Source organism: Pseudobutyrivibrio ruminis AD2017, from assembly GCF_000424305.1.
GTDB classification, from domain to species: Bacteria; Bacillota; Clostridia; order Lachnospirales; family Lachnospiraceae; genus Pseudobutyrivibrio; species Pseudobutyrivibrio ruminis_B.
The window spans coordinates 40,537-65,034 of the sequence record NZ_AUJQ01000005.1 but is presented as its reverse complement, the minus strand read 5'-3'; the positions used below and the strand labels follow the sequence as shown (position 1 = coordinate 65,034).

Genomic DNA, 24,498 nt, shown 5'->3' with positions numbered 1-24,498 from the left:
TTTCAATTACTGTACTTTTCCACCTTCTACTACAAGAGTATCCTCATAGTCAGCTCCGTATGTATCAAGAAGTGTTGCCTCATAATCAGCGTGGAAGAACTGCTCGTCGCCAAGTGATGTAATTTCATCATTGAGCCATGTAAGAAGTGTTTCATTACCCTTTGTTACTGCAGGTGCAATAGTATCATTGTCACCAAGTGAAGGGATGCCTACTGTGTAGCCCTCATTTTCTATCGAAAATGCGATAACTTCTGTGTTGTCATTTGCCCATGCCACACCATTACCATTTTCAAAAGCTGTCTTTGCTTCTGCATATGCATCGTATTTCTGAAGCTTAATATCTGGATAATTCTTTGTAAGATATGTTTCTGCTGTTGTTCCAGAAATAACAATAACCTGATCATCAGCACCGATATCATCAAGACTTTCTACTACTGCATCTGATGGTGATACAACACCAAGAGCTACATTCATATATGGAAGTGCAAAATCAACCTCTTGTGCACGCTCCTCTGTAACAGTAAAGTTTGCAAGGATGATATCTACCTTTCCTGTCTGAAGATATTCGATTCTGTTAGCTGCCTCTGTAGACACATAGTTGATTTCAACTCCAAGGTCCTTGCCAATTCTTTCTGCAAAATAAACATCATATCCTGCATATTCGCCGTTCTCATCTACATAACCAAATGGGCTCTTATCTGAAAATACTCCAATATTGATTGTTCCACTTTCTTTGATTTCATCTAATGTTCTAAATCCTGCTGCTGAACCTGTTTCCTTTGATGAATCAGTTGTACCTGCATCTAAAGTAGCTGCTGAGTTATCACTAGAGCCGCATGCTGTAAATGTAGCAGCTGTAAGTGCTGTAATAAGTAATCCGCTTGTTAATCTTTTTAATAATTTGTTTCTCATTTTAATAATCCTCTTTCATTTATATTTTTATCAATTTTTCAATTGCCCCCGCAAGATTCGCATGGCTTCTATCGTCCATGTGCTCCTGATCCAATTCTGAAGGCTCCGCCACATCAGATGCTGCCAAAAACTTACAATCATATTCCTCCGCAAGCTTTTTAAATACTGCCTTCAACTCCTTGGAGGTAACCACTGAATTTTCATTAAACTCTGGATCGTACTTTTTCATCCATACTTTTTCGCCTAGATGAATAGGTGATATTAAGATGATGTCCATGTCTTTTTTATACGCTCTAATTTGTTTAAGAAGGATTTCTATTCCTCTGCCAATCACTGTAGAGGAAGCATTATAAATTGATTTACAATCGTTAGTTCCAAGCATCAGTACTACTGTATCAATTGGATAATGTGACTCCAAAAAAACCGGCAAGTAAAGAGAGCCATTCCTACCAATACGTGTGCTATCTTCAAAAACAGTAGTTCTTCCACATAAGCCTTCTTCAACGATTCTGTAATCTTTATCGCCAAGCCTCTTGGAAAGAATCCCTGTCCATCTGACATCTCTGGCATATCTATCACCATTATCTGGACGTAGCCCGTATGTATTTGAATCCCCAAAACATAAGATGTTTTTCATGTGGTACCTCCTTTCTTGTTATTATGTGACATATATTAATTCTTATTACCTACTAGGTCAATAGGCTTTATAATTGTAAAAAATAATAGCCAGCTATCAAATTGATTTATAGCTGGCTATTGTTACTTGAAATTTTAATAGTTTTCTTTGTCACTTTATTTAAGATTTAAACTCTATGAAGCTTTGGTTTTCTAAAAATTACATAAGTTTTATATAATCTTAGGATATTTCCGTAGGCTTTACAAGGAGTGTGGCATAACTTCTACTCACTCATGCAATACATGGGTATTACACTATGAAGGCACATTGAATAATTACCATATAATATGCAATATCACAATTATTCATGTAATCATCTTCTATTTAATACGGAAATAATCTATTTTCTTTAGTATTTAATGTAATCCTCCGATAATAAACACCACATGAACCAATTTATTAGATGCCTTTGGTTGCCTGGGAGTTTTAAAGCTTAATCTTCTACTGCCAAAGTCTCGCCCAACGCAAGCACTGCATTACGTACACACTCAGGGCATTCGCAAAGTACCTGGCCTGTGGAGATTCCTTTTAAATCCTTGCAGATTGTGGCGCCACATCTGTCATTGAACTTGCTTACCATTTCCTTTGAGTATCTAGGGGTGCCTTTTCCTTCTGTAATCATACCGGCTGTCATTACAGCGCCGATAAGGGCACCGCAGGTGCTTTCCATACAACCCATGCCTGCTGCGAAGCCAGCTGCAAGCTTTGAAAGCTCCTCTGGAGCAATATCAATCTTATCTTCAAATGCCTTTAGTACAGACTGTGTGCAGTTGCACTGGCCTGTTGCCTTTAAATTAGCTGCCAAGTCAGCTCTTTCTTCTATTGTCATTTCCTTATATCTCCTTTTGCTAAGTTATTTTTTCTATATTACCATTAATATTAAAAAAACTGTAGAGTCTTGCAATTACCTACTTACCTATCGTAAAATATGGTAATAGGAGGTTACGATTATGTTTAGTACAAAAGGAAGATACGCACTACGCGTTATGATAGATTTGGCGCAGCAGCATTCTGAGGCTTATATTCCTCTTAAGGATATTGCAGAGCGTCAGGATATTTCAAAGAAGTATTTAGAGATTATTGTTAAGGAACTTGTTAAAGGCGGCCTAGTTGCTGGTGTCAGCGGTAAGGGCGGCGGCTACAAGCTTACAAGAAAGCCGGAAGAGTATTCCGTTGGAGAGATTATAGAGTTATTAGAGGGCAGCCTCGCACCTGTAGCATGTCTGGCTGACGGTGCGAAAGACTGCCCTCGCGAGGGAGTATGCAAGACACTCCCAATGTGGACTGAATTTTATCTACTTGAAAGAGACTTCTTCTATGGCAAGAAGCTCAGCGATTTAGTTAACAGTTAGTTATCATAATCATCTAAGAAATGATGCTTTACACCATCCTGTTTGTAAGCAATTACTGTGGCAAGATTTACATTTTCAACACTGCGGAAAATGTTTGATTCCACATAAGGATTTACCTTCTTAAGCTCTGCAATTAAGTTTCTTGTTTCGAGACGCTTTGATGCACTGGTTCCATCTACAGAACAGCTGTCACAGGTCTCGGTGAAATGACAGGCACACTGTAGGAAGTGTAAGCCGTTGTATCTTTGCCATGCAATGATATCATCCTGTCTGATAAGATACAGTGGTCTGATTAGCTCCATGCCTTCAAAATTAGTAGAATGAAGCTTAGGCATCATTGTCTGTATCTGGGCGCCATAAAGCATGCCCATCAGAATAGTTTCTATAACATCATCATAGTGGTGGCCAAGTGCTATCTTGTTGCAGCCAAGCTCCTTAGCCTTGAAATAAAGATGACCACGGCGCATTCTGGCACACAAGTAGCAAGGATTCTTATCTACTGTATCCACAGCATCAAAAATATCGCTTTCATATATTACAATTGGGATACCCATTAGCTTGGCATTACTTTCAATAAGCTTGCGGTTAACCTCACTGTAGCCAGGATCCATTACAAGAAAAGTAAGATCAAAATTAACCTTCTGATGTCTCTTAATCTCCTGAAATAGCTTAGCCATCAGCATGGAATCCTTACCACCTGAAATACATACGGCGATATGGTCACCTTCCTTTATAAGCTCGTACTGCTTGCAAGCTCTTGCAAATGGAGAAAACAATGTCTTATGGAATTTCTTTCTGATGCTCTTTTCTATCTCAGCAGTCTTTTCTCTAAGCTCATCTTCTGCCTCATTATCCTGAGCCTCCATCATAGCTGAAAGATAACTATTATAACCGCCCTTAAGGCTTACCGCATCAAATCCCTGCTCTGATAAAACAGCAGCATCCTCAACCGAAACCACACCTCTGGTGCAATAAAGTATTATCTGCTTTGATTTGTCCAGACGATTGCAGACACCCTCTAAATCTGTCTCAAACAGTTCATGAGTGATGCTAACTGCCCCTGGAATCATTCCATATTTAAGGCTTCCCTCATTTCTGGTATCAACTAATATATATGAATCTTTACTGAGCTCCATAAGCTCTTTATATGATATTTCCTTCATAAACTCCTCATTTTTTAACAAAAAACAGCTCATCCTTTTACACCCATCTAAATAATAGGCTATAACATATTATTTTCTTTTTTGTATTTTGTCAAATACCTATTGTACTTCGTTGCTTTTAAGTAAAAAAATACATATAATATTGCCGATAAAGGAGAAATGTATATGACTAACAAAGCTTTTGTAAAATCTATTATGGCTGGTTTCACTATCGGCCTTGGTGGACTCATTTATTTATCGTTAGATAATAAGGTGATTGGTTCCGCACTGTTTTCTGTTGGACTTTTCGTAGTACTTACCTTCGGCTTTAATCTTTTCACTGGTAAGGTTTGCTACACTATTGATAAGGGCGGCCCTACTATACTTGATATGATATCTATTTGGGTTGGAAATTTTATCGGAACATTGATACTTGCTCTTATGATAAGAGGTACTAGAGTTGGAGCAGCCGTTGCTGAAAAGGCCACAGCTCTTTGTGAAGTTAAAAATGGAGACTCATACTTGAGCCTGTTCTTACTTGGAATCTTATGCAACATTTTTATTTTTATTGCAGTAGATGAATTTAAGAATAACAGCCATGAGCTTGGCAAATACTTAGGAATATTCCTTGGTGTTATGGGATTTATTCTTGCAGGCACAGAGCACTGTGTTGCAGATATGTTCTATTACAACATGGCATTTAATTATTCCGTAAATGCGATAATTAAGCTACTGGTTATCACTGCTGGAAATTCAGTTGGTGGTATCTGCATTAATTATGTATGTAAGAAGATTAAATAAAAATACAGCTTATACGGCCTTAGGCCACCTTCCCCTCATGGGGAAGGCTTTTTTTATATCATATTAACTATAATAAATCCTTTACGTCACATTTCAAGACCTTACATAAAGATTCAAGTGTAGCCACCGAGGCTTTGCCTATATCCTTGGCCCCTATTTCATACTGCTGCAATGTGCGCAAATTAACATCTGCTTCCTTGGCAAGCTCACTTTGAGACATTTCAAAGTATTTTCGATACATCTGAAGCCTGCTTACCGCTCTTGCTTTGTCGACTTTGGAATTAATATATTCTACTATCTGCATTTCATCCATTTCATGATATGGATTGTACTTCTCCATTAATTCCTCTGGGGTAATAATGCTTTGTATTTCCTTGAAGCTCTTGGCCGAGTACCACTGATAATATGCTAACACCCAACCTGTCCAATAATCCGCTTTAGGTGCTTTAAATGATGTATCAATCTGCCTTAGTTCTGTAGCATTTGTTCTAAGGACTATCTCCTGAGTAAGCTCCGCCCCAGATTTTCCAACTATGTATTTGGGATTTCCCACTTCAAACTGTGCTGCTATTCCTGAAACGATGAACAGGCTCATAAAAAAATCTAGACTGAACTTGTAATCATGAGCTGCAGTCTGAAATGCTTCTGCTAAATTTGCCATAGCATCACTAAGATAAATTTCTTTATAAGGATGAACCATTCTACTGCTCCTTTCTTACAAGATCAATAAGATATGTTCCTTTTTTATCCATTGCATCAGCAATAGTATTATAGCTTTCCCTGGCTTTGTTGTCCCTAGCAGACTTCTTAGGATAATACTCCGCGCAATCCACTTGTTTTGCCTCTATAAACTTAAGCTTTGAAAAAGCCTTTTCACTCTTTATAAAGAACTGTTGTCCCAATTCACCAAGGTGCATAGCTTCTTCCAACTGTTCAATGCTAATAGTATTTGCCAAAAAGGCTCTGGCAAATGAAAAATATGAATCATCTGCCCTATAACCTATTATTGCATCATATTCATCTATATCTATATGATAGTTTCGCTGCAAAAAGCCAATACCATCCCTTGCCAGTGGGCTGTTGATACTAAAGGTTCTATGCTCAATCAGCAGTGTAATCCAATGCAAAATTGAATACTTTTCATCATTAAGATTTAGAATCTTAAGCCCCTTATCATCTATTTCATATACATTAACAAAACCGTCTCTCTCAGCTTCTACTGCCCATTCCTTGGCCAGGTCTATATGCTTAGTGCAATAAAAGCCCTGCCCATAATCATTGAAGGGCTTTCCATACCCAAACTTAGGGGAACTTATTATTTTGTCCGAGCCATGATATAAAACTAATTTGCTCAATTAAATCACCTTGCTTTCAAAAAATAAAGCTATACTTCTGTAGAAGTATAGCTTTATTATAACTCTGTAGAAGTATAGCTGCAAGTGGTTTAATATAATAGCCAGCTATTAAATCTATTAATAACTGGCTAATTTTTATTTCTCTCTGAAAATCGAAATTCCCACAAATATTATCAAAACAAATGGATATATCAACCAAGGAATAAGTGAAAAACTGGCTATTTTTGCAATGTTGGCTGCCACAAGAAGCTGTGCACCATAAGGGATGATTCCTTGCATTATGCATGAGCATGTATCAAGCAGTGACGCTGTCTTCTTCGGCTCCACGCTGTATTCTTCACTTATTTGTTTAGCGATTGGTGCTGCAATTACAATTGCAACAGTGTTATTAGCAGTGGCAAGATCCATAAACATGGTCAGGAAGGCGATGCCAAGCATTCCACCTCTTTTATTGCCTGCCTTATTTCTAATCAACTGTAATATCGCTTCAAATCCACCATGTTCTCTAATAAGAGATGCAACAGATGCCACAAGGATTGTTACTATCATTGTCTCAAACATACCTGCAATTCCTGTTCCCATCGAAGATAGCCCAGAAACATAGGTAAGCGAGCCGGTAAGCATTCCAACAACTATAAACATGAAACAGCCCAAAAGCAGTACCTTGAAGACGTTTATGCTAAGTACTGATAGTACAAGTACAATGAAATAAGGGAGTGCCTGAAGGATATTATAATCAAAATTTCCTATTGCTGTTACTTCTGTTTTAAAGGAACAGACTATCAGGATTGCTAAAGTAATAATCGCCGACGGAAGAGCCAGCTTTAAATTAGCCTGAAATTTATCCTTCATGGCGATGCCCTGAGTCTTTGTGGCTGCAATAGTGGTGTCTGAAATAAATGAAAGATTATCTCCAAACATAGCACCACCTACGACAACTCCAACACAAAATGCCAAGCTGATGTGTCCGTTTTTAGCTACAGCACATGCTATTGGCGCAAGCACAGATATGGTACCTACGCTTGTTCCCATTGCCATTGAAATAAGACATGAGATTATAAACAAGCCTGGGATTGCAAATCGGCCTGGAATAACACTAAGCAGTAGATTTGCTGTAGAGGATGCACCGCCTGCTTCTCCTGCTACACCGCTAAAGGCACCTGCTAAAATAAATATGAAGAGCATAGTGACAATATTGTCATCTCCTATGCCCTCCGCACATATATGAATCTTTTCCTCAAAGCTCTTACCCCTGTTTTGCATGAACGCCAGAATAAGGGCAAAAGTGAAGGACAGAACTACTGAGACTACGTAAAATCCCATCTGCCCCTCAATCGGTGATATGTACTGGAAATAAATTCCATTACCTAAATACAATATTAAAAACAATGCTATAGGAAGAAGTGCCTTAGCATTTGGTTTTGGTTGCTGGTTTGTGTTACTCATTAAATAGTTTCCCTTCAATTTCCTCTAAAGAAACTATTGTAAACCATGGCTCTGCTTTTGGCAAATTAATGTGTGTGGCAGGCTTCGCAGTCGTGCTCCTCTGGGAAATCGGCTGGGTCGTATTCGATACCGTTATTGTCATAATAGTTTTTAACAGCAGATTTGATTGCCTCCTCTGCAAGCACTGAACAATGAAGCTTGTGTGGTGGAAGTCCATCAAGTGCCTCTGTTACAGCCTTATTTGTAAGCTGAAGTGCCTCATCTAGTGGCTTACCCTTAATAAGCTCTGTTGCCATTGAAGATGATGCGATGGCACTGCCGCAACCAAAGGTTTCAAATTTAACATCATCAATTATCTGCTCATCATTTATCTTAAGATAGATTTTCATGATATCGCCGCACACTGGGTTACCTACTTCGCCCACTCCATCTGCGTCTTCTATAACTCCTACATTTCTAGGGTTTCTAAAATGGTCCATGACCTTTTCGCTATATAATGCCATTTTTGTATTCCTCCAATTACTCTCATTAATTAGGCTACACTGTGTTCCTCAAATACGTGTGGGCGCTTTCCACTTACAAGATCACCCCAGAAAGGTGAAAAACTACGAAGATACTCCACAACCTCTGTTACCGCATTTACGATATAATCAACCTGCTCCTCAGTAGCGTCCTCTCCAAGAGATATTCTGAGTGAGCCGTGAGCTACCTCGTGAGGTCTGCCAATTGCAAGAAGCACATGGCTAGGATCAAGTGAACCTGATGTACAGGCCGAACCTGATGACACAGCCACGCCCTTGTCATCTAATAATAAAAGAAGGGATTCTCCCTCGATACCCTCAAAGCAGAAGTTTACATTAGATGTAACTCTTGCATGTCTATCTCCATTCAATTCAGAATAAGGAATCTTTGAAAGACCTTCAATTAATCTATCCTGAAGCTTAGAAAGCTTTTCATTATTTTCATCGATGTGGGCTACCGCATCCTCAAGAGCAACCGTAAGGCCTACGATACCTGCAAGATTTTCTGTACCTGCACGCTTGCCTCTTTCCTGGGCACCACCGTTAATTATGTTTGTAAGTGAGATACCTCCCTTGGCATAGAGCACACCGACACCCTTAGGACCATGGAATTTGTGAGCAGATATTGAAAGCATATCTATATTCTGCTCCTCCACATTGATGTGCACATGGCTGATTGCCTGAACTGCATCTGTGTGGAACCATACATTCTTCTCACGACAAATCTTACCTATCTCAGCGATTGGCTGGATAGTTCCGATTTCGTTATTTGCATACATAATTGTTACGAGCGCTGTATCCTCACGGATGGCATCCTCAATCTCCTTAGGATCAACCACACCATTAGAATGAACATCAACAAGTGTAATCTCAAAGCCTTCCTTCTCAAGAGCCTCAAGTGTATGAAGCACTGCGTGATGCTCGAACTTAGAAGATATGATATGCTTTTTACCCTTTTTAGCTCCCGCTCTTGCTGCAGAAATGATGGCCTGATTATCAGCCTCACTACCACCTGATGTGAAATATATTTCTCTAGGCTTTGCACCTAACACCTTTGCAACTCTTTCTCGGGCCTCTTCTAAAACTTCTTTTGCCTTCTGGCCAACTGAATATAAACTAGATGGATTACCATATACTTCTGTAAAATATGGAAGCATTGCATCCACTACCTTTTGACTAACGGCTGTTGTTGCCGCATTATCTGCATATACAAACATTCTTATTCCTTCCTTTCACATTATCGTTGGTTTCACCTACCAACTGACTATGTAAAAGAAAATATCACCTATAACCTACTTAGTCAATAGGTTATAGGTGATATTTTGTCTTGTTGATATTTATTCTCAATTTGTTAGATGGATTCGAACTCTTCTACTATCTCCTTCTCTGGAGCAGGTGTCAAAAGGCTTACCACTACGCATAGCAATAATCCAACAATGAAGCCTGGAAGAAGCTCGTAGATTCCAAATATTCCACCAAGTGGTTTAATCATGAACTTCCATAAAAAAATCATAATGCCTCCGCCAAGCATACCTACAATTGCTCCATAGCGATTAGCTCTCTTCCAAAACAAAGCAAGCAGCATAATCGGACCAAAAGCTGCACCAAAGCCTGCCCAGGCAAATGATACGATACCAAACACTGAACTGTTAGGGTCTCTTGCAATAATGATTCCGATTGCAGCAATAACGATAAGGACAATTCTTGCCATTACCATCTGCATATGCTCTGAAAGCTCAATTCCAAGTGTCTCATGCAAGATATTTTCAGATACAGATGAAGATGCTGCTAGCATCTGCGAATCACAGGTAGACATGGTACATGCCAAAATACCTGCAAGTATTACACCCGCTAGTAGTGACGCTGCAAAGCTGTGCTCTGCAAGAGTCTGAGCGATGATTACGATTGCTCTTTCTGAATCTGCAAGCTCATCAAGAACGCCTACATTTACCATGGTATGAGCCATTACACCGATGAAGATTGCAACGCCCATTGCGATAAATACCCAAACAGTTGATATTCTACGGCTAAGCTTAATCTTTTCTGGGTCTTCGATAGCCATGAATCTAAGGAGGATATGTGGCATACCAAAATATCCAAGACCCCATGCCATTGTCGAAATGATGGTGATTATTCCACCGTAGGATACACGGCTTCCTGTAGCAAAATCATGGGTAGCTAACAGGCTGATATATCCGTCTATGGATGTGGCAAAGTTGCTAACTACATCTATTCCACCAACACTGGAAAGTCCGAAGCAAACTACTGCAATAAGTGCTATTGTCATAATGATTGACTGAACAAAATCCGTAACTGATGCAGCCATAAATCCGCCTGTAGCGGTATAGCCGATGATAACAGCTGCAGATGCAATCATTGCAACTGTGTAATCTAATCCAAAAAGAGAAGAAAACAGCTTACCACATGCGGCAAAACCAGAGCCAACATAAGGTATGAAAAATACCACGATAATCAGTGATGATATTAAAAGTAGTGCGTGGCTTTTGTCTCTAAATCTGTGCTCAAAGAAATCCGGAATGGTAACTGAATTATTCTTTTCCGAATATCTTCTAAGCCTTTTTGCTACTATCAACCAGTTCATATAGGTTCCGATTCCAAGGCCTAAGGCTGTCCAAAAAACATCGCAAATTCCACTGGCATATGCGATACCAGGCAGCCCCATCAAAAGCCACGAAGACATATCTGATGCCTCTGCACTCATTGCTGTAACAAATGGTCCAAGCTTTCTTCCACCTAAGTAATAGTCACCAACTGTATGATTTTCTTTAGCAAAGGTAGCACCCATAATAAGCAAGCCTGCTAAATAAACCACAATTGCAATTACGATTCCTAGTGTTGCCATTTCAATCTCCCTTCATTATGCTATTTAAGATAGTTTGCCAAAAACTGCTTTGTCCTCTCATTTGAAGGATTATCTATCACCTGAGATGGTGTCCCCTGTTCTGCGATTACTCCTCCATCCATAAATATAATTTCATCTGAAACATCTCTGGCAAAGCTGATTTCGTGAGTTACTATAATCATTGTTGTCTTCTGATCGGCCAACTCCTTTATTACCTTAAGTACTTCGCCTGTAAGCTCTGGGTCCAAGGCCGATGTTGGCTCATCAAAGCAAAGTATGTCAGGCTTTAACGCCAGTGCTCTTGCAATAGCCACTCTTTGCTGCTGGCCTCCTGATAGCTGATGTGGATAGTTTGTCATTCTATCCTCAAGTCCCATCTTTCTGAGCAGCTCTTTACCATTTTCTGTAATTTCATCTATTTCATCCTTGGATTTGGCTGCAAGCTTAGGTGCAAGGATGACATTTTCCAAAGCAGTATACTGTGGAAACAGATTAAACTGCTGAAAAACCATTCCAAAATGATGACGGTTCTTTCTAATCTCCTCTTCCTTCAGACTGGAATAGTTTGCAAAAAATAGTACGTCACCATTTACTGTGATACTTCCTTCGTCAGGTACCTCCAGGAAATTCAAGCATCTAAGCAAGGTGGTCTTACCTGAACCAGAACTTCCAATTATGGAAAGAGTCTGTCCCCTTTCCATACTAAATGATATGCCCTTTAGTATCTCTTCTTTATCAAATTTTTTTCTAATCTCATGTACTTCTAAAATTGACATAATGTTCTCACTCAAAATTCATTAATCGATTATCTGAAATACTCCAGTTTCTTTTCGATATAACCAAATAACAATGTAAGCAATCCGCTAAATAATAAATAGAAAGCTCCTGTATAAAACAATGGCCAAATTATTCCTGCACTTTTAATAAATCTTTCACCTTCCCAAATTATTTCATAGAAGGCAATAACTCTGGCAAGAGAAGTATCCTTTACCAGTGTTATTACCTCGTTTGAAATAGGAGGAACGATTTTTTTGACTACCTGTAAAAGTACAATTTTGAAGAAGGTTTGGCTCTTTGATAATCCAAGAACCGCAGCCGCTTCATATTGACCCTTTGGTATTGATTGAATTCCACCCCTATAAATTTCGCTGAAATAGCAGGCATAATTAATTACAAAAGCAACAAGCGCTGCTGTAAATCGCCCACTATCTCCTGCACCCCAAAGATTTACTCCCAAAAAGATTCCAGGTCCGTAAAATATTATTAATAGCTGTAGCATCAGTGGCGTCCCTCTAACCACCCATATGATAAATCTGATTGGTAATCTAACCACCAGATTTTTATTCATAGAGCCAAAGCTAATAATAAGCCCAAGTGGTAATGAAAATAATAAAGTTAATGAAAACAATTTGAGGGTTCCTAAGAAACCCTCTAAAAGTGATAATGTTACATTCGCAAACATAATATTTCCTTAATTGTTATTTTATAGTTTTACGATTGCATCCTGCACACCATAGGTGTTTGCAATTTCTTCCATTGTGCCATCATCATAAAGAGCCTTAAGCTCCTTATTGATGTATTCAGCTAAGTCGGAACCCTTTCTACATCCGATTCCATATTCTTCTGTTGTAAGCTCAACAGTGTGTGTAAGATTCTCGTAGCTGGTTCCCTCGCCTACCATTGCACCTGCCATAAGAAGGTCGATTATGCAAGCATCTGATGTGCCAGCTGAAACCTCCATTACTGCATCTGCCTGAGATTTTACAGCTACATAATTGAAACCATTTTCTTCTGCGGCTGCCTCACCGGCTGAACCAGATTCAACTGCAAAGCTAAGTTCCTTAGCGGAATCAACATCTGTTACCGAATCAGCCATATCCTTATTTACTACTACAACCTGAGCGTTGTTAAGATATGCATTTGTGCATGCCATTGCGTTTGTAACCTCAGGTGTAAGTGTCATGCCGTTCCAAACCACATCAATTGATTTGTTCTGAAGTTCTAAGATTTTGTTGTCCCAATCGATTTCAACAAATTCAACCTCTACACCGAGAGATTCAGCTACCTTCTTAGCTAAATCAGCATCATAGCCAATCCAATCGCCGTTATCATCCTTGTAATCCATTGGTGCAAAATCTGTAATACCAACTGTAAGTGTGCCCTTATTTTTGATGTATTCCAAATCGCTTTCTTCAGAACCACAAGCAACCATTGAAAGCATCATAATTCCTGTGAGCATTACTGCTAATATTCTTTTTTTCATAGTAGAATCTCCTTTAAATCATTGTTTACAGTTCTAAAAACACTTTAGCGTGATAATGTACTAAATTGTCATACGTATACTTTAGCATACTAAAGCGTTATTGTAAACCATAATTTAATTTATCTATTGCAAGGCTTATATCATCTATGTCAATCCTACTACATGAAACCAAAAACAAGGCCGTATCTGACCCGGAATCTACTATGTTTACACGCACATCACTTTTCTTTAATTTGTCTGCCAAATGTTTTCCTGAAAGCTTCACCCCGATTTCCATTCCGCTCTCACCCATAAAAATACTGGCATCCTTATCAAAAGCTCTTTTTAGTCCGTTGTACATCAGCTTACGTTTTTCTTCATATAAGCGTCTCATCTTTTTAATATGCCTGTTAAGATGACCGTCACGTAAGAAGGAGGCTAATGCAATCTGCTCTGCAATGGATGCAGTCTGATTATATAGATGCTTTATTCCATCGTATTCTTTTCGCACACCCTTAGGCAAAATCAAAAAGCTTATTCTAACACTTGGCAATAGGACTCTTGAAAATGATCCTAAGAAGGCAATATTCTCCCCTCCTGTCATGGCATACAGACTTGGAGTCGCTTTATTTGAAAATACAAATTCATTCTGATAATCATCCTCAATGATAAGATGATTGTTAACCCTGGCATGGTCTATTAGCTCATGACGTCGTTTCATGGTCATGACCTCGCCCCATTTTGTCATATAAGAAGGTGTAACATAAATAACGTGACATTCTTTATTTCTGTAGTTTACTTCATAACCCGCGTTCTTAAATATGGTGGCGCCATCAGCAAAATTCTTTGTTGGAAATGATATGGTTTTCTCACCTGGAATAAGGGAAATAAGAAGTGATAATAGACTTTGAAAGCCCGCCCCAATAACAATATCATCTGCACTACAAATGATATTTCTTGTTTTTCTAACATATGCTGCTATCTCTTGGCGCAAATCCTCCTCACCTTGATTATTAGGATAATTAAGCAGTCTTTCCTCCTGCCTAAGTGCAGATTTCATATAGCGTCTCCACAGCTGTAGACAAGACACAGTTTTATCCTCGCCGATAACTGCCAGGTCATAGGTGTATTCTTTTTTTGATTCTCGAGCATTTCCTATTGCGACCTGAGTTTTTTTATCTTCCAATCTGGCAACCATGTCAGATACGAAATATCCAACCTTCTCCACTGAATAAATGTATCCATCTGCTGCCAGCTGTAGATACGCTGTTTCTATGGAGGTTCTGCTTACATTTAAAGTACGTTCCGACTCCCTGATGGATGGCATCCTGTCCCCTGCCTTCAGACTACTATCCTCTATTTGCTTTACATAAAAACTATAAACCTGTTCATATACCTTCATATCTGTCCCCTTTTTTATTGCAACATTTGCGCATTTTTTTAGTTACAGCTTAGTGCTATTATAGCTTCAACATATAAAAAAAGAAATAGCGCTTTTTCAAATTCCACTTAACGAGGAGGACCAGCTAATGAATGATACTACTTTAACTGCAAACAGATTAAAAACGGACACCACCCGAAAAACAATTATAGCTGCATTGTTTGCTGCACTTACTTGCGTCGGTACAATGATTATCAAAATACCAACACCTACCAACGGCTACATACATCCTGGGGATGGATTTGTATTACTATCAGGCTTACTACTCGGGCCATTATGGGGAGCCTTGGCTGCTGGGTTTGGTTCAGCTCTTTCGGATTTGATTGGTGGGTATTTTATTTATGTTCCAGCCACATTTATTATTAAGGCACTTACAGCCATTACAGCCTATTTCATTTGCAAGCCTATTGCAAAACATATACATACAAAAACAGCCCTACCAGCACTAATCATTAGTGGAGTAGCTGGTGAGGCTGTCATGGTTTTTGGTTATTTTGTTTTTGAAATATTTATGCTTTCGGTTTTAAATGATGTTACCCTTTCTGCAGGTGTTATTGCATCCCTTGCTGGAATCATTCCAAACATCATTCAGGGTATATTCGGAGTGATTATATCCTCTGTTTTGTACCCCTTACTGCGCAGGTGCCTGCGCAGTAACAACACCGGTTTCGTTTGTCTGATATAACATGTTTCCAACCTGTACTACCTGATTCTTAACAAGCTTTCCGTCTGCGCCAAATAAATACTGCTGAGCGCCTACCTGCATAACCTGATTTCGGATTATGATACCTGTCTTATCATCTGCGTAGTAGATGTTTCCGTCCTTAGCCTGGAATACACCCTTTACCATTGCACCGTTGTCTGCAAAGTAGAATGGGTTATTTCCAACCTGCTGGAAGCCTGTCTGCATCTTTCCATCTGGTCCGAAGAAATATGTATTGCCGTTAACAACGTATGCACCAATCTGCATCTGTCCTGCTTCGTTGAAGTAATAAACGTTTCCGTCGATTGCTGCAAGTCCTGTTGTCTTATGAGCATCCTTAGGGTCTAAGTAGTATGTGCCAGTAGCATCTGTCCACCAACCCTTGTAAAGCTTACCATTGTCTGTTGGGTTAAATAAGTATGTGATTCCATTTACATCAACCCAACCTGTCTGTAAGTAGCCCTGGTCGTTGAAGTAGTAGATATCCTTGTCGATAACAACAAGTCCCTTAACCATGTGACCATCTGTTGTATCTAAGTAACGTGTACCTGTTGCTGGATCAGCAAACCATCCTGTATAAAGCTTGCCGTTTTCTGCTGGATTAAATAAGAATGTGTTACCACCTAATTCAATCCATCCTGTCTGAAGCTGTGCAGCCTCATTGAAGTAATAGATACCCTTATCGATTGTGTTAAGTCCTACTACAGCATTTGCTGTCTTTGGAGCAAAATAATATGTTCCTGTAGGATCAGCGAACCAACCATAAGTAACAATACCAGTAGCTGGATCTGTGTGATACTTAGTACCTGCAATATCTATCCAACCAAACTGTCTACGGAAATTGTTAAAGAAGAATATGTTTCCTGCGCCAAGATCAAGTAAACCAAGCTGTGGAATGTAAGCTGTGTAATCCTTAGCTGCAATGTTCATATCAACTCTTCCGTTTACACCTGCTACTGCTCCACCTGAAGAATACTGCCAGATAGCCCAGCCTGGAATGTCGTTATGATCTGCATACTGTGCAATCCATTTATCATAAGCAAGTGCTGATGTGAAATGTGTTTTATAAAAGTTTGTATATGTGTAAAGAATTGGAGTGTAACCAGCCTGTGAAATAATGCTACAGAATGTGTTAGCCATTGCTGTACATGTATTTGGATCCAATCCCTTCTGTGTTTTATCCTCAATATCAAATGCAACTGGGAAGTTAATGTTATATGGCTCAATCCACTGAAGAACTAATGCTGCTTCCTGTGCTGCTGCCTCTACGCTTGTTGCATAAGAATAAATATAGACACCTGTACGAATACCTGCAGCCTGTGCTCCCTGAACGTTAGCTGCGAAGTATGGATCAATACCACTCTTTGTGCTTCCTACTTTAATAAATGTATAGGAAACACCTGACTGAGCAACTGCTGCCCAATTAATAGCTCCCTGATACTTTGAAACATCAATTCCTTGCGCTCCCGCAGCATTTGCAGTAGCTGGAACTGACAATGTCATACATACAGCAAGAAATACTGCTGCAAGTGTTTTGCATACCCTTGATGCTTTTTTCTTAATCACCCTTTTTTCCTCCTACTTTTTTCTAACATAAATATACTACCACAAATTGTTATAAATAATCTATAAATTTCGAATTTTTTTCGTTTTTTAATTTTGGTGGCGTACTACCTTGTATTCATCGCCATCTACAAAGTATGGACATTCCTTATAATGTCCTGTTACCAGCCTAACGTAATCGTCTTCATCCATGTCCATCTCGCAATAATACTGTTCGTCTTCTTCATCCCAAACGAAGTTATTACAGTACTCGCAGGCTGTTCCACTAGATTTTTTTACCTTACTACTATTAGCCATCTAATAAAACCTCCTATTAAGACTGCCAAAAGAATCGCACCAAGCATTATGGCATACTGATATTGTTGATGATCCTTACCCCATTTGGTATTGCTAATGCCAATATAAATAGTAAGACCAGCCATTATGGCTATTACGTTAATTATCATATTAACTGTATCCATATTCAACACCTTTTAAAATAAGCTAGCGATAAACATAATGATTTTTGTTCCAGCGCCCATAATAACACCAGCAAGTACAATACCTGCCATTGTAGCCTTAACACTCTTTTTGAAATCCATATCAAGGATAGATGCAGCAAGTGTACCTGTCCATGCACCTGTTCCAGGAACTGGAATACCTACAAATAAGAATAATGCAACGTAAAGTCCATTACCAGCCTTTTCCTTAAGTTTCTCACCACCCTTGTGTCCTTTTTCGAGACAGAATGTAAAGAATCCTCCGATAACTGGCTTATCCTTTCCCCACTCAAGAACTCTTCTTGCGAAGAAGAAAATGATTGGCATAGGAATCATGTTACCTATAATTGCAATGATATAGCTCTGAAGAAGTGGCATGTTGTTAGCAACTGCATAAGGAATTGCACCTCTAAGCTCAATCAACGGTACCATGGAAATAAAAAATACTATTAAATAATTAATCATTAAAACTAAACTCCTTTTATTATCTTACTTAATTCATCTATAAACACCTGCATCTCTTCATCTGTTCCAATGCTGATACGCAGATAGTTTGAAATACGTTCAGGCTTTGAAAAATATCTTACATATATTCCCGCCTTTTTAAGCTCCTCAAAAATATAAGAAGCTTCAACTGATTCGTGTTTTGCAAAAATAAAATTGCTCTTTGAATCTGGGTAAGTAAAGCCCAGTGTGGAAAGCTGTTTCTTAGTCCATTCTCTTGTGTTGATAACTGCTTCAAGTTTTTCCTTAAAATAGCTATCATCCTGGATTGATGCAACTCCTGCCGCAAGTGTAATGGTATCCATAGTATAGGAATTAAAAGAAAACTTGCAATCAGACAGATATTTGATGAGCTCTTTATCACCAATGGCATATCCTATACGATTACCAGCCATGGCTCTTGATTTTGAAAATGTACGAACCACTAACAGATTATCGTATTTACGAACCAAATCTATGCATGACATTGAGCCAAAATCAACATATGCCTCATCAATGATAACGATGCATTCTGGATGCTTTTTTACAATGTTTTCAAAAAATGAAACAGGTTCTGCAATTCCAGTAGGAGCATTAGGATTTGGAATAACTATGCCGCCACAAGGTTCATCATAATCCTCTGGTTTGATTTTAAACGTCTCATCCAAACTCTTTTTTTCGTATGGAATTCGAAATAAATCTGCCCATACATCATAAAATGAATATGTAATATCTGGAAAAAATACTGGCTTATTAGAATTGAAAAATGTAAGAAAGCTCATTGCCAAAACATCATCTGAGCCAACTCCTACAAAAACATTTTCTTTATCAACGCCATGATAATCTGCGATTGCAGAAATAAGATTACTGCAATTAGGATCTGGATATTTCCTAAGGGCATCAAGCTTTACATCAGAAATAGCTTTACCCACCAAAGGACTTGGTGGGTATGGATTTTCATTAGTATTAAGCTTTATTACTTTTGTTTTAGGCTGCTCGCCTGGTGTGTAAGGTACTACTTCTCGAACGTTTTCTTTCCAACTAGTCATATTTGCCTCACATTTAAAAAGAAACTATGGTGTCACAACTGTTCCATCTGCAGGTGCTACTTCACCTGCTGCAGCTCCTGCATCAACAGCCTGCTGCTTTAATACCTGAAGTGTAAGTTCTGCGTTAACAAGATCCTGATAGTTTGTAACTAACGCTTTTTGTTCTTCTGTAAGTGCCTCGTACTGAGCTCTTGCCTCTGCAATAGAAGCCTCCTGCTCAAGTGCTGTTACAGGTCCAATCTTTGTGATTAAATCTATTACATTAAGCTGAGGATTCTGAAGCTTATAATTTTCTGCCTCAGTATCACCTGTGTAGAATACAATAACTGGCCATCCAGCTTCAACAATATTATATATCTTTTCAGCTGATGATAATGGTAAGTTAACACAGCCATGGCTTCCGCTTGTTCTATAAATATTTCCGCCGAACTTTGAGCGCCATGTAGCATCATGTAAACCTTCGCCCATGTTAAATGGCATCCAGAAATGAACGTGAGATTCATAATTGTCACCCTTAAGGGTTGCCTCTGTCTGCTTGTAAGCTATAGGGTACACACCTGTATGTGTGCCATGATTTCCTACGATCTTACCTGATACGCAGTCTGTATCAAAGACCATTTCTCCGTCCTTGTATACATAAACATGCTGCTTTGAAAGATTAACTTCTACATAGGAATTGCCATAATCATGTTCACCGTGGCTTGTTCCATAATATAAATATGTAAAATCACGAGTAACATCTTTACCGGCTTTAAAATCTGCGATAATGGCATCTATTTCACCATCGTATGCAATTCTCCAACCAAAAGAACCTGCAGGAACTGTGATTTCTTCTCCATCAGTTGTAGTGAATTCCTTTTTCTTACCATAGGTGTTGTACTTATCACCCATAGCGTTGACATATTCACCAATAGAATCTCTCTCAAAGAATACTTTGTATTTATCATCCCAGTTAAAGAATGAAGCTTTTACTTCCTTTGGAATATCTTCTGTGATGCCCTCGCCTAAATCATAATGGATATCTATATCCATGTAATCATTAAGCTTAGCAACAGCTTTCTTGATGTTATCATCATCAGCCTTAACATCAGGCTTGTTGTAGCAAGAACCATCAGCAATGTTGATAACTCTCTGAAGGTTTTCTACCGCATAAACGATAGCTTCCTCTACACCCTCTGTGTCGATTCTGTCACCGTAAACTTCATCAACTATAACGAATTTATCACCATCAAATTTGATATAAGCATCCTCAGATTCCTTAGTAGATTTCTGATTGCTGAAGTCAAGACTCTCAGCAACAGCTCTTACCTTAGCTTCATCGTATGCATTTCCTGTAGCTGTATAATATTCAGCTGGAATAATTAAACGACCAATCCAGTTGAAACCTGTCTGCTTATCAAGAATATCCTGAACCTGTGAGGCATCGTAATTAACGGCTACTCCTAAATCGCTGGAGTTTACTTCGTTAACTACCTTACCGTCAGCATCCTTGAAGGAAATAGTATATTTATCTGCATTTTTAACGATTTTATTGTATGTACTTTCGGCATTAAGGAATGATGCTCCAACACCATTTACCTTACTTCTCATGTAAAAATGATTACTAAAGAACAAACTACCTGCAAGATATACAATTAAAACTGCGGCGCAGATAATGCCGCCTTTAAGAACCGTAGACCTGTTTAGTCTATATGATTTAAACTTATTCTTTTTACGCTTTTTCATTAAGGTTACCTTCTATATATTTGTATATACAATAACTCCGTTTCCTAGTTTACAAGATAATTAAAATTAAAAACAACTAAACTTTTTTGCTATAAACGGAGTTTATTTGACTATTTCCTCCTAAAAGTCTTTAAATCCTCGATGGAAAATTCGTATGCCTCATTACAGAACTGGCATTTTACCTCTACTGGCTTGCCATCAGCAATGATTTCATCCATATCTTCTTTGCCAAGAGATGCAAGGCTCTTAACAACTCTATCTCTAGAACAGTCACACTTAAATCCTACAGGATATGTTTCCATGAACTGCAAATCAAGACCAGCAAGAACTGTCTCAAGCATCTGCTCTGGTGTCTTACCGCTTGAAAGCATCTCCGTAACAGATGGAAGTGTCTTAAGGTTTTCTTCAATCTTTTCGATTACTTTCTCTGGAGTAAATGGCATAAGCTGGATAATGAATCCACCTGCACAATTAACAGTGTTATCCTTATTCATAAGAACACCCAGTCCTACTGATGATGGAATCTGCTCTGAAACAGCATAGTAATATGTTAAATCCTCAGCGATTTCACCTGTCTGAAGCTCTACTGTTCCAACATAAGGCTCCTTTAAGCCCATATCCTTGATAACTCTCATGATACCAAGATCTATAGCGCCGCCTACGTCAAGCTTACCATTCTTTGGTGGTAAATCTACCACTGCTACATTAGGAAATCCCTTAACTTCACCCTTGCTATTGGCTGTAACTGTAATTCCCTTTAGTGGGCCACTTCCCTGGATCTGGAGAGTTACAAGGTCATCGTCACCCTTTAACATTACGCCCATCATGGAACCTGCTGAAAGCATTCTTCCAAGTGCTGCTGTAACAATAGGTGATGTATTATGACGCTGTCTTGCCTCTTCTACCATGTCATGGCTAGTGATTGCAAAAGCTCTGATTGAATCGTTTGCGGCTGTTCCTCTAACAATATAATCACTCATTACTTAATTACCTCTCTTGCTATAAAATACAATCTATCACTGTCTTCTGTTGGTGGTTTCATGGTAGAAACATCAAGCACCTCTAGAAGCTGTAACCCACTTTTTTCTATGGAAGCTTTAATTTCATCAGCTGTGAATGCATGCTGAAGATGCTCCTCTTCGTATCTATCGAAGGTTCCTTCTTCGTTCATATCATAGATGGTTAGATAATAATAATTATCACGTGCAGCTTCGTTGTAATCATTTTCCCATATAAAGCTACCCTCTTCACGATTTTCTGCAATCGTGCTGTTTCCAAGCTTCTTATAATAATGCTCTGTTTTAACATCAAAAACAAACAAGCCCTTTGGGTCAAGGTAGTTGTTTACAAGCTTACAAACTGTAAGGAGCTCATCAGTATCCTTAAGATAATTGATGCTATCACATACACTAACTACTGCGCCTACAGTACCGTATAGTTCAAACTCCTTCATATCCTGACATAGATAAAGGATTCCATCGGAATCCTCCATAGTCATTGCCTCCATCAGCATGTCATATGATATATCTATACCAATCATATCATAGCCCATTTTCTTAAGACGTCTGGTCATCTGACCAGTACCGCAGCCTAAGTCGCAGACTATTTCCATTGGCATATTATATTTTTGAAAAATATTTTTTATGTTGTCTGCCCAGTCGTCATATGGAATGTTGTCCATATACATATCATAGACTGGAGCAAAGCCTGTATAAGCTTCCATTTAAACCCTCTTAGATAAAAAGCCTGTTATCTTTCTAACTATATCAAAATCGTTCTGAATCTCTTCCACCTTTAGACGATTCTCCTCTGAGAACCCTACTAATATATCATGATTTGCTTCAGATAGGTAGTCCATAATACCATCAATATCACTCTTTATATTCTTAGGGCATTTAATGTAATGACGTTTGCCTGCTGTAATATAAAGTGTGTATGTAATTGAAAAATGATGCCATAGAAATGTGTGCATGGTGGAATACTTATAAATCCAAATTATAGCATCAATTGGTACAATAGCAACACCATAACTACTGGTTTCGATGAAATAATGCTCAGTGATGAACATATCCTCTGTTGCAAGCTGTGGAAGTGTTGCAAGCTCTTCTTCTGCCTCCGCCAATATGGCTGATGGCTTTCCGTACGCCCTTGTCTTTTGAACAGGCAATGATAATACTGGAAATGCAATATACAAACCATAAATGATAATTGATACTATGCTATATAATCCCAATAAAAGATAGAAAAATTCAAAAGTCTCAGCTGCTGCTCCAGTTGCATCTGGTTCTGAAATAGAATATGAAGATACTGTAGAAAGTATTCCATTTTCATTCCAGTTTAGATCGTTAGCCAGATTAGTAAGCAGTGTTCTGGTAGCGGCTGAATCATAAATGATTTCTCCTTTAATGGAGATTTTATCAATGATTGGTGTACCCTGTTCACATGATTCAGGATCAAGCAAAACCACTACACATTCTGAATTTATCATTGTGTAGTAGTAATAGCCCCTGGTTCTATCCAGCCATTTGTTGGTGTAGCCTGTGAAATAAAGATTGTGCAGATTAAATCTTGCGAAATTTTCCTTGGAATTATACATATCGTAAAGACTTACCTGCTCCGGCTCGTACATCTTTGGAAGGATTAGCTCCTTTACCGGGAATATGATTCCAAGGACAAGCAAAATCACTAAGAAGATAATAGGAGCATATAGCTTGCTTTTATAATATGTCTTTATTGACCTTGTAATTAAATGCTCCAAAGAATCCATAATTGCTCCATTACTTATGTGCTTCAATCCACTGATAGATATCCTGGAAAACCTGTTCTCTATCTAACTCATTTAAAATTTCGTGTCTGTCACCCTTGTAAAGCTTAAGGGATACATCCTTGATTCCAGCAGCCTTAAATGAATCGTATGCTGCTGTAGTGCCTTCACCAAGGTTACCTACTGGATCTGCATCACCTGATACAAATAATACTGGTAAGCTCTTTCTTACCTTGCCAACGCAAACCTTTGAGCATGCATATTTTGTACCCTCGGCAAGTGCCTTATATGCATTTAAAGTAAACAAGAATGTACAGTAAGGATCGTGATAATACTTTTCAACGCTTCTAGTGTTTTTTGATAACCATGAGTTACCATAATCCTTACCATAGCAATCATATCTCTTGTATGGCTTGCTGTAAGACATGCTCTGTACAAAAGTGCTACGATACTTCTTTCCTCTGAAAAGAGAAAGGATTGCAATTACTGCAAGACCTGCATTACATGTGGCAGCAGATTCCTGACCAGTACCCATAATAATAGCACCTGTGAGTTCATCTAAGTAAGCTGTCTTATCAGCTAAGAACTTACGAAGCATGTATGAGCCCATTGAATGACCAAGAATGAAATATGGTAAATTAGGATATGACTTCTTAGTAAGTGCATAGTGAGTGTAAATATCCTCTACCATAAAATCTGCTGGATGCTTTCCTGTCATAACGCCTAATTCTTCAAGGCTTGTGACTGACTGACCATGACCGATGTGATCGTGACCAACTACAACAAATCCCTTAGATGTAAGGAATCTTGCAAACTCATCATATCTTTCTATATATTCAACCATTCCGTGTACAAGCTGTACTACTGCAACAGGCGCTCCTTCCGGCAACCATTTTCTGCAGTGAATTAAAGAATGTCCATCTTTCGAATTAAAGGTGTAAACCTCTTGATTTTCCATATTTCTGCCCCTCTTTCTACATA

The 24,498-nt window shown here is 38.6% G+C and carries 27 protein-coding genes; 3 read left to right on the top strand and 24 right to left on the bottom strand.

Annotated features, from left to right (window positions below):
• Positions 1–6: 6 nt before the first annotated feature.
• The 3 genes from G611_RS0103835 to G611_RS0103825 form a co-directional block, all read right to left on the bottom strand.
• Positions 7–912 carry a transporter substrate-binding domain-containing protein gene (locus G611_RS0103835; RefSeq protein WP_028242509.1) on the bottom strand — a complete coding sequence of 302 codons (906 nt, stop codon included), beginning with the start codon at positions 910–912 and terminating at the stop codon, positions 7–9.
• Between the two features lie 19 nt (positions 913–931).
• Entirely contained in the window at positions 932–1,549 is a 618-nt protein-coding gene (locus G611_RS0103830) for a GDSL-type esterase/lipase family protein (protein ID WP_028242508.1), read from the bottom strand.
• Positions 1,550–2,021: 472 nt separating this feature from the next.
• Positions 2,022–2,417 (bottom strand): C-GCAxxG-C-C family protein, encoded by a 396-nt coding sequence (locus G611_RS0103825; RefSeq protein WP_028242507.1) that lies wholly within the window; start codon positions 2,415–2,417, stop codon positions 2,022–2,024.
• A gap of 121 nt (positions 2,418–2,538) precedes the next feature.
• Here G611_RS0103825 and G611_RS0103820 point away from each other — a divergent pair, with 121 nt between their 5' ends.
• Entirely contained in the window at positions 2,539–2,940 is a 402-nt protein-coding gene (locus G611_RS0103820) for an RrF2 family transcriptional regulator (RefSeq protein ID WP_028242506.1), read from the top strand.
• Here the strand turns inward: G611_RS0103820 and G611_RS0103815 are convergent.
• Positions 2,937–4,103 (bottom strand): ATP-binding protein, encoded by a 1,167-nt coding sequence (locus tag G611_RS0103815; protein WP_028242505.1) that lies wholly within the window; start codon positions 4,101–4,103, stop codon positions 2,937–2,939. The genes G611_RS0103820 and G611_RS0103815 overlap by 4 nt on opposite strands.
• Before the next feature lie 165 nt (positions 4,104–4,268).
• Here G611_RS0103815 and G611_RS0103810 point away from each other — a divergent pair, with 165 nt between their 5' ends.
• The gene (locus tag G611_RS0103810) at positions 4,269–4,883 is read left to right on the top strand and encodes a formate/nitrite transporter family protein (RefSeq protein ID WP_028242504.1); all 615 of its coding nucleotides are present in this window, start codon (positions 4,269–4,271) and stop codon (positions 4,881–4,883) included.
• Positions 4,884–4,950: 67 nt separating this feature from the next.
• On the opposite strand, the gene G611_RS0103805 is transcribed toward G611_RS0103810, so the two are convergent.
• The 10 genes from G611_RS0103805 to G611_RS0103760 form a co-directional block, all read right to left on the bottom strand.
• On the bottom strand, positions 4,951–5,583 hold the full coding sequence (locus tag G611_RS0103805) for a helix-turn-helix domain-containing protein (RefSeq protein WP_028242503.1): 633 nt from the start codon (positions 5,581–5,583) through the stop codon (positions 4,951–4,953).
• 1 nt (position 5,584) lies between these two features.
• Complete coding sequence (locus G611_RS0103800; protein ID WP_028242502.1) at positions 5,585–6,238, bottom strand: DUF3990 domain-containing protein; 654 nt, start codon at positions 6,236–6,238, stop codon at positions 5,585–5,587.
• A gap of 135 nt (positions 6,239–6,373) precedes the next feature.
• Positions 6,374–7,684 carry a Na+/H+ antiporter NhaC family protein gene (locus tag G611_RS0103795; RefSeq protein WP_028242501.1) on the bottom strand — a complete coding sequence of 437 codons (1,311 nt, stop codon included), beginning with the start codon at positions 7,682–7,684 and terminating at the stop codon, positions 6,374–6,376.
• 65 nt (positions 7,685–7,749) lie between these two features.
• Positions 7,750–8,187 carry a Fe-S cluster assembly scaffold protein NifU gene (gene nifU, locus G611_RS0103790; protein WP_028242500.1) on the bottom strand — a complete coding sequence of 146 codons (438 nt, stop codon included), beginning with the start codon at positions 8,185–8,187 and terminating at the stop codon, positions 7,750–7,752.
• 29 nt (positions 8,188–8,216) lie between these two features.
• Entirely contained in the window at positions 8,217–9,422 is a 1,206-nt protein-coding gene (gene nifS / locus G611_RS0103785) for a cysteine desulfurase NifS (RefSeq protein WP_028242499.1), read from the bottom strand.
• A gap of 134 nt (positions 9,423–9,556) precedes the next feature.
• Positions 9,557–11,068 (bottom strand): sodium/proline symporter, encoded by a 1,512-nt coding sequence (locus tag G611_RS0103780; protein WP_036948055.1) that lies wholly within the window; start codon positions 11,066–11,068, stop codon positions 9,557–9,559.
• Between the two features lie 20 nt (positions 11,069–11,088).
• Positions 11,089–11,844: an amino acid ABC transporter ATP-binding protein gene (locus G611_RS0103775; protein WP_028242497.1), complete on the bottom strand. Its 756-nt coding sequence runs from the start codon at positions 11,842–11,844 to the stop codon at positions 11,089–11,091.
• 29 nt (positions 11,845–11,873) lie between these two features.
• A complete protein-coding gene (locus G611_RS0103770) occupies positions 11,874–12,530 on the bottom strand; it encodes an amino acid ABC transporter permease (RefSeq protein WP_028242496.1) in 657 nt (218 codons plus the stop codon).
• Between the two features lie 21 nt (positions 12,531–12,551).
• A complete protein-coding gene (locus G611_RS0103765; protein WP_028242495.1) occupies positions 12,552–13,331 on the bottom strand; it encodes a transporter substrate-binding domain-containing protein in 780 nt (259 codons plus the stop codon).
• A gap of 97 nt (positions 13,332–13,428) precedes the next feature.
• Entirely contained in the window at positions 13,429–14,712 is a 1,284-nt protein-coding gene (locus G611_RS0103760) for a PLP-dependent aminotransferase family protein (RefSeq protein WP_036948051.1), read from the bottom strand.
• 127 nt (positions 14,713–14,839) lie between these two features.
• Between G611_RS0103760 and G611_RS0103755 the strand changes: the two genes are divergently transcribed.
• A complete protein-coding gene (locus G611_RS0103755; protein WP_051195045.1) occupies positions 14,840–15,436 on the top strand; it encodes an ECF transporter S component in 597 nt (198 codons plus the stop codon).
• Here G611_RS0103755 and G611_RS0103750 read toward each other — a convergent pair.
• The 10 genes from G611_RS0103750 to G611_RS0103705 form a co-directional block, all read right to left on the bottom strand.
• Complete coding sequence (locus G611_RS0103750; protein ID WP_028242492.1) at positions 15,383–17,020, bottom strand: GH25 family lysozyme; 1,638 nt, start codon at positions 17,018–17,020, stop codon at positions 15,383–15,385. The two genes, G611_RS0103755 and G611_RS0103750, sit on opposite strands and share 54 nt — an antisense overlap.
• 87 nt (positions 17,021–17,107) lie before the next feature.
• The gene (locus tag G611_RS0103745) at positions 17,108–17,314 is read right to left on the bottom strand and encodes a DUF6472 family protein (protein WP_028242491.1); all 207 of its coding nucleotides are present in this window, start codon (positions 17,312–17,314) and stop codon (positions 17,108–17,110) included.
• On the bottom strand, positions 17,293–17,478 hold the full coding sequence (locus G611_RS0103740) for a hypothetical protein (protein WP_028242490.1): 186 nt from the start codon (positions 17,476–17,478) through the stop codon (positions 17,293–17,295). Before G611_RS0103740 ends, G611_RS0103745 begins: the two co-directional genes overlap by 22 nt.
• Before the next feature lie 12 nt (positions 17,479–17,490).
• Entirely contained in the window at positions 17,491–17,961 is a 471-nt protein-coding gene (locus G611_RS0103735; RefSeq protein ID WP_196801534.1) for a COG2426 family protein, read from the bottom strand.
• 5 nt (positions 17,962–17,966) lie between these two features.
• The gene (gene hisC, locus G611_RS0103730; protein ID WP_028242488.1) at positions 17,967–19,028 is read right to left on the bottom strand and encodes a histidinol-phosphate transaminase; all 1,062 of its coding nucleotides are present in this window, start codon (positions 19,026–19,028) and stop codon (positions 17,967–17,969) included.
• A 24-nt stretch (positions 19,029–19,052) separates the two neighbouring features.
• Complete coding sequence (locus G611_RS0103725; RefSeq protein ID WP_028242487.1) at positions 19,053–20,753, bottom strand: L,D-transpeptidase family protein; 1,701 nt, start codon at positions 20,751–20,753, stop codon at positions 19,053–19,055.
• A gap of 110 nt (positions 20,754–20,863) precedes the next feature.
• Positions 20,864–21,733, bottom strand: a complete 870-nt coding sequence (gene hslO / locus G611_RS0103720; protein ID WP_028242486.1) for an Hsp33 family molecular chaperone HslO — start codon at positions 21,731–21,733, stop codon at positions 20,864–20,866.
• Positions 21,733–22,476 carry a class I SAM-dependent DNA methyltransferase gene (locus G611_RS0103715; RefSeq protein ID WP_028242485.1) on the bottom strand — a complete coding sequence of 248 codons (744 nt, stop codon included), beginning with the start codon at positions 22,474–22,476 and terminating at the stop codon, positions 21,733–21,735. The genes hslO and G611_RS0103715 overlap by 1 nt, the downstream gene beginning before the upstream one ends.
• The gene (locus G611_RS0103710; RefSeq protein WP_196801533.1) at positions 22,477–23,520 is read right to left on the bottom strand and encodes a DUF6709 family protein; all 1,044 of its coding nucleotides are present in this window, start codon (positions 23,518–23,520) and stop codon (positions 22,477–22,479) included.
• A gap of 10 nt (positions 23,521–23,530) precedes the next feature.
• Positions 23,531–24,475 carry an alpha/beta fold hydrolase gene (locus tag G611_RS0103705; RefSeq protein ID WP_028242483.1) on the bottom strand — a complete coding sequence of 315 codons (945 nt, stop codon included), beginning with the start codon at positions 24,473–24,475 and terminating at the stop codon, positions 23,531–23,533.
• Positions 24,476–24,498 lie beyond the last annotated feature (23 nt).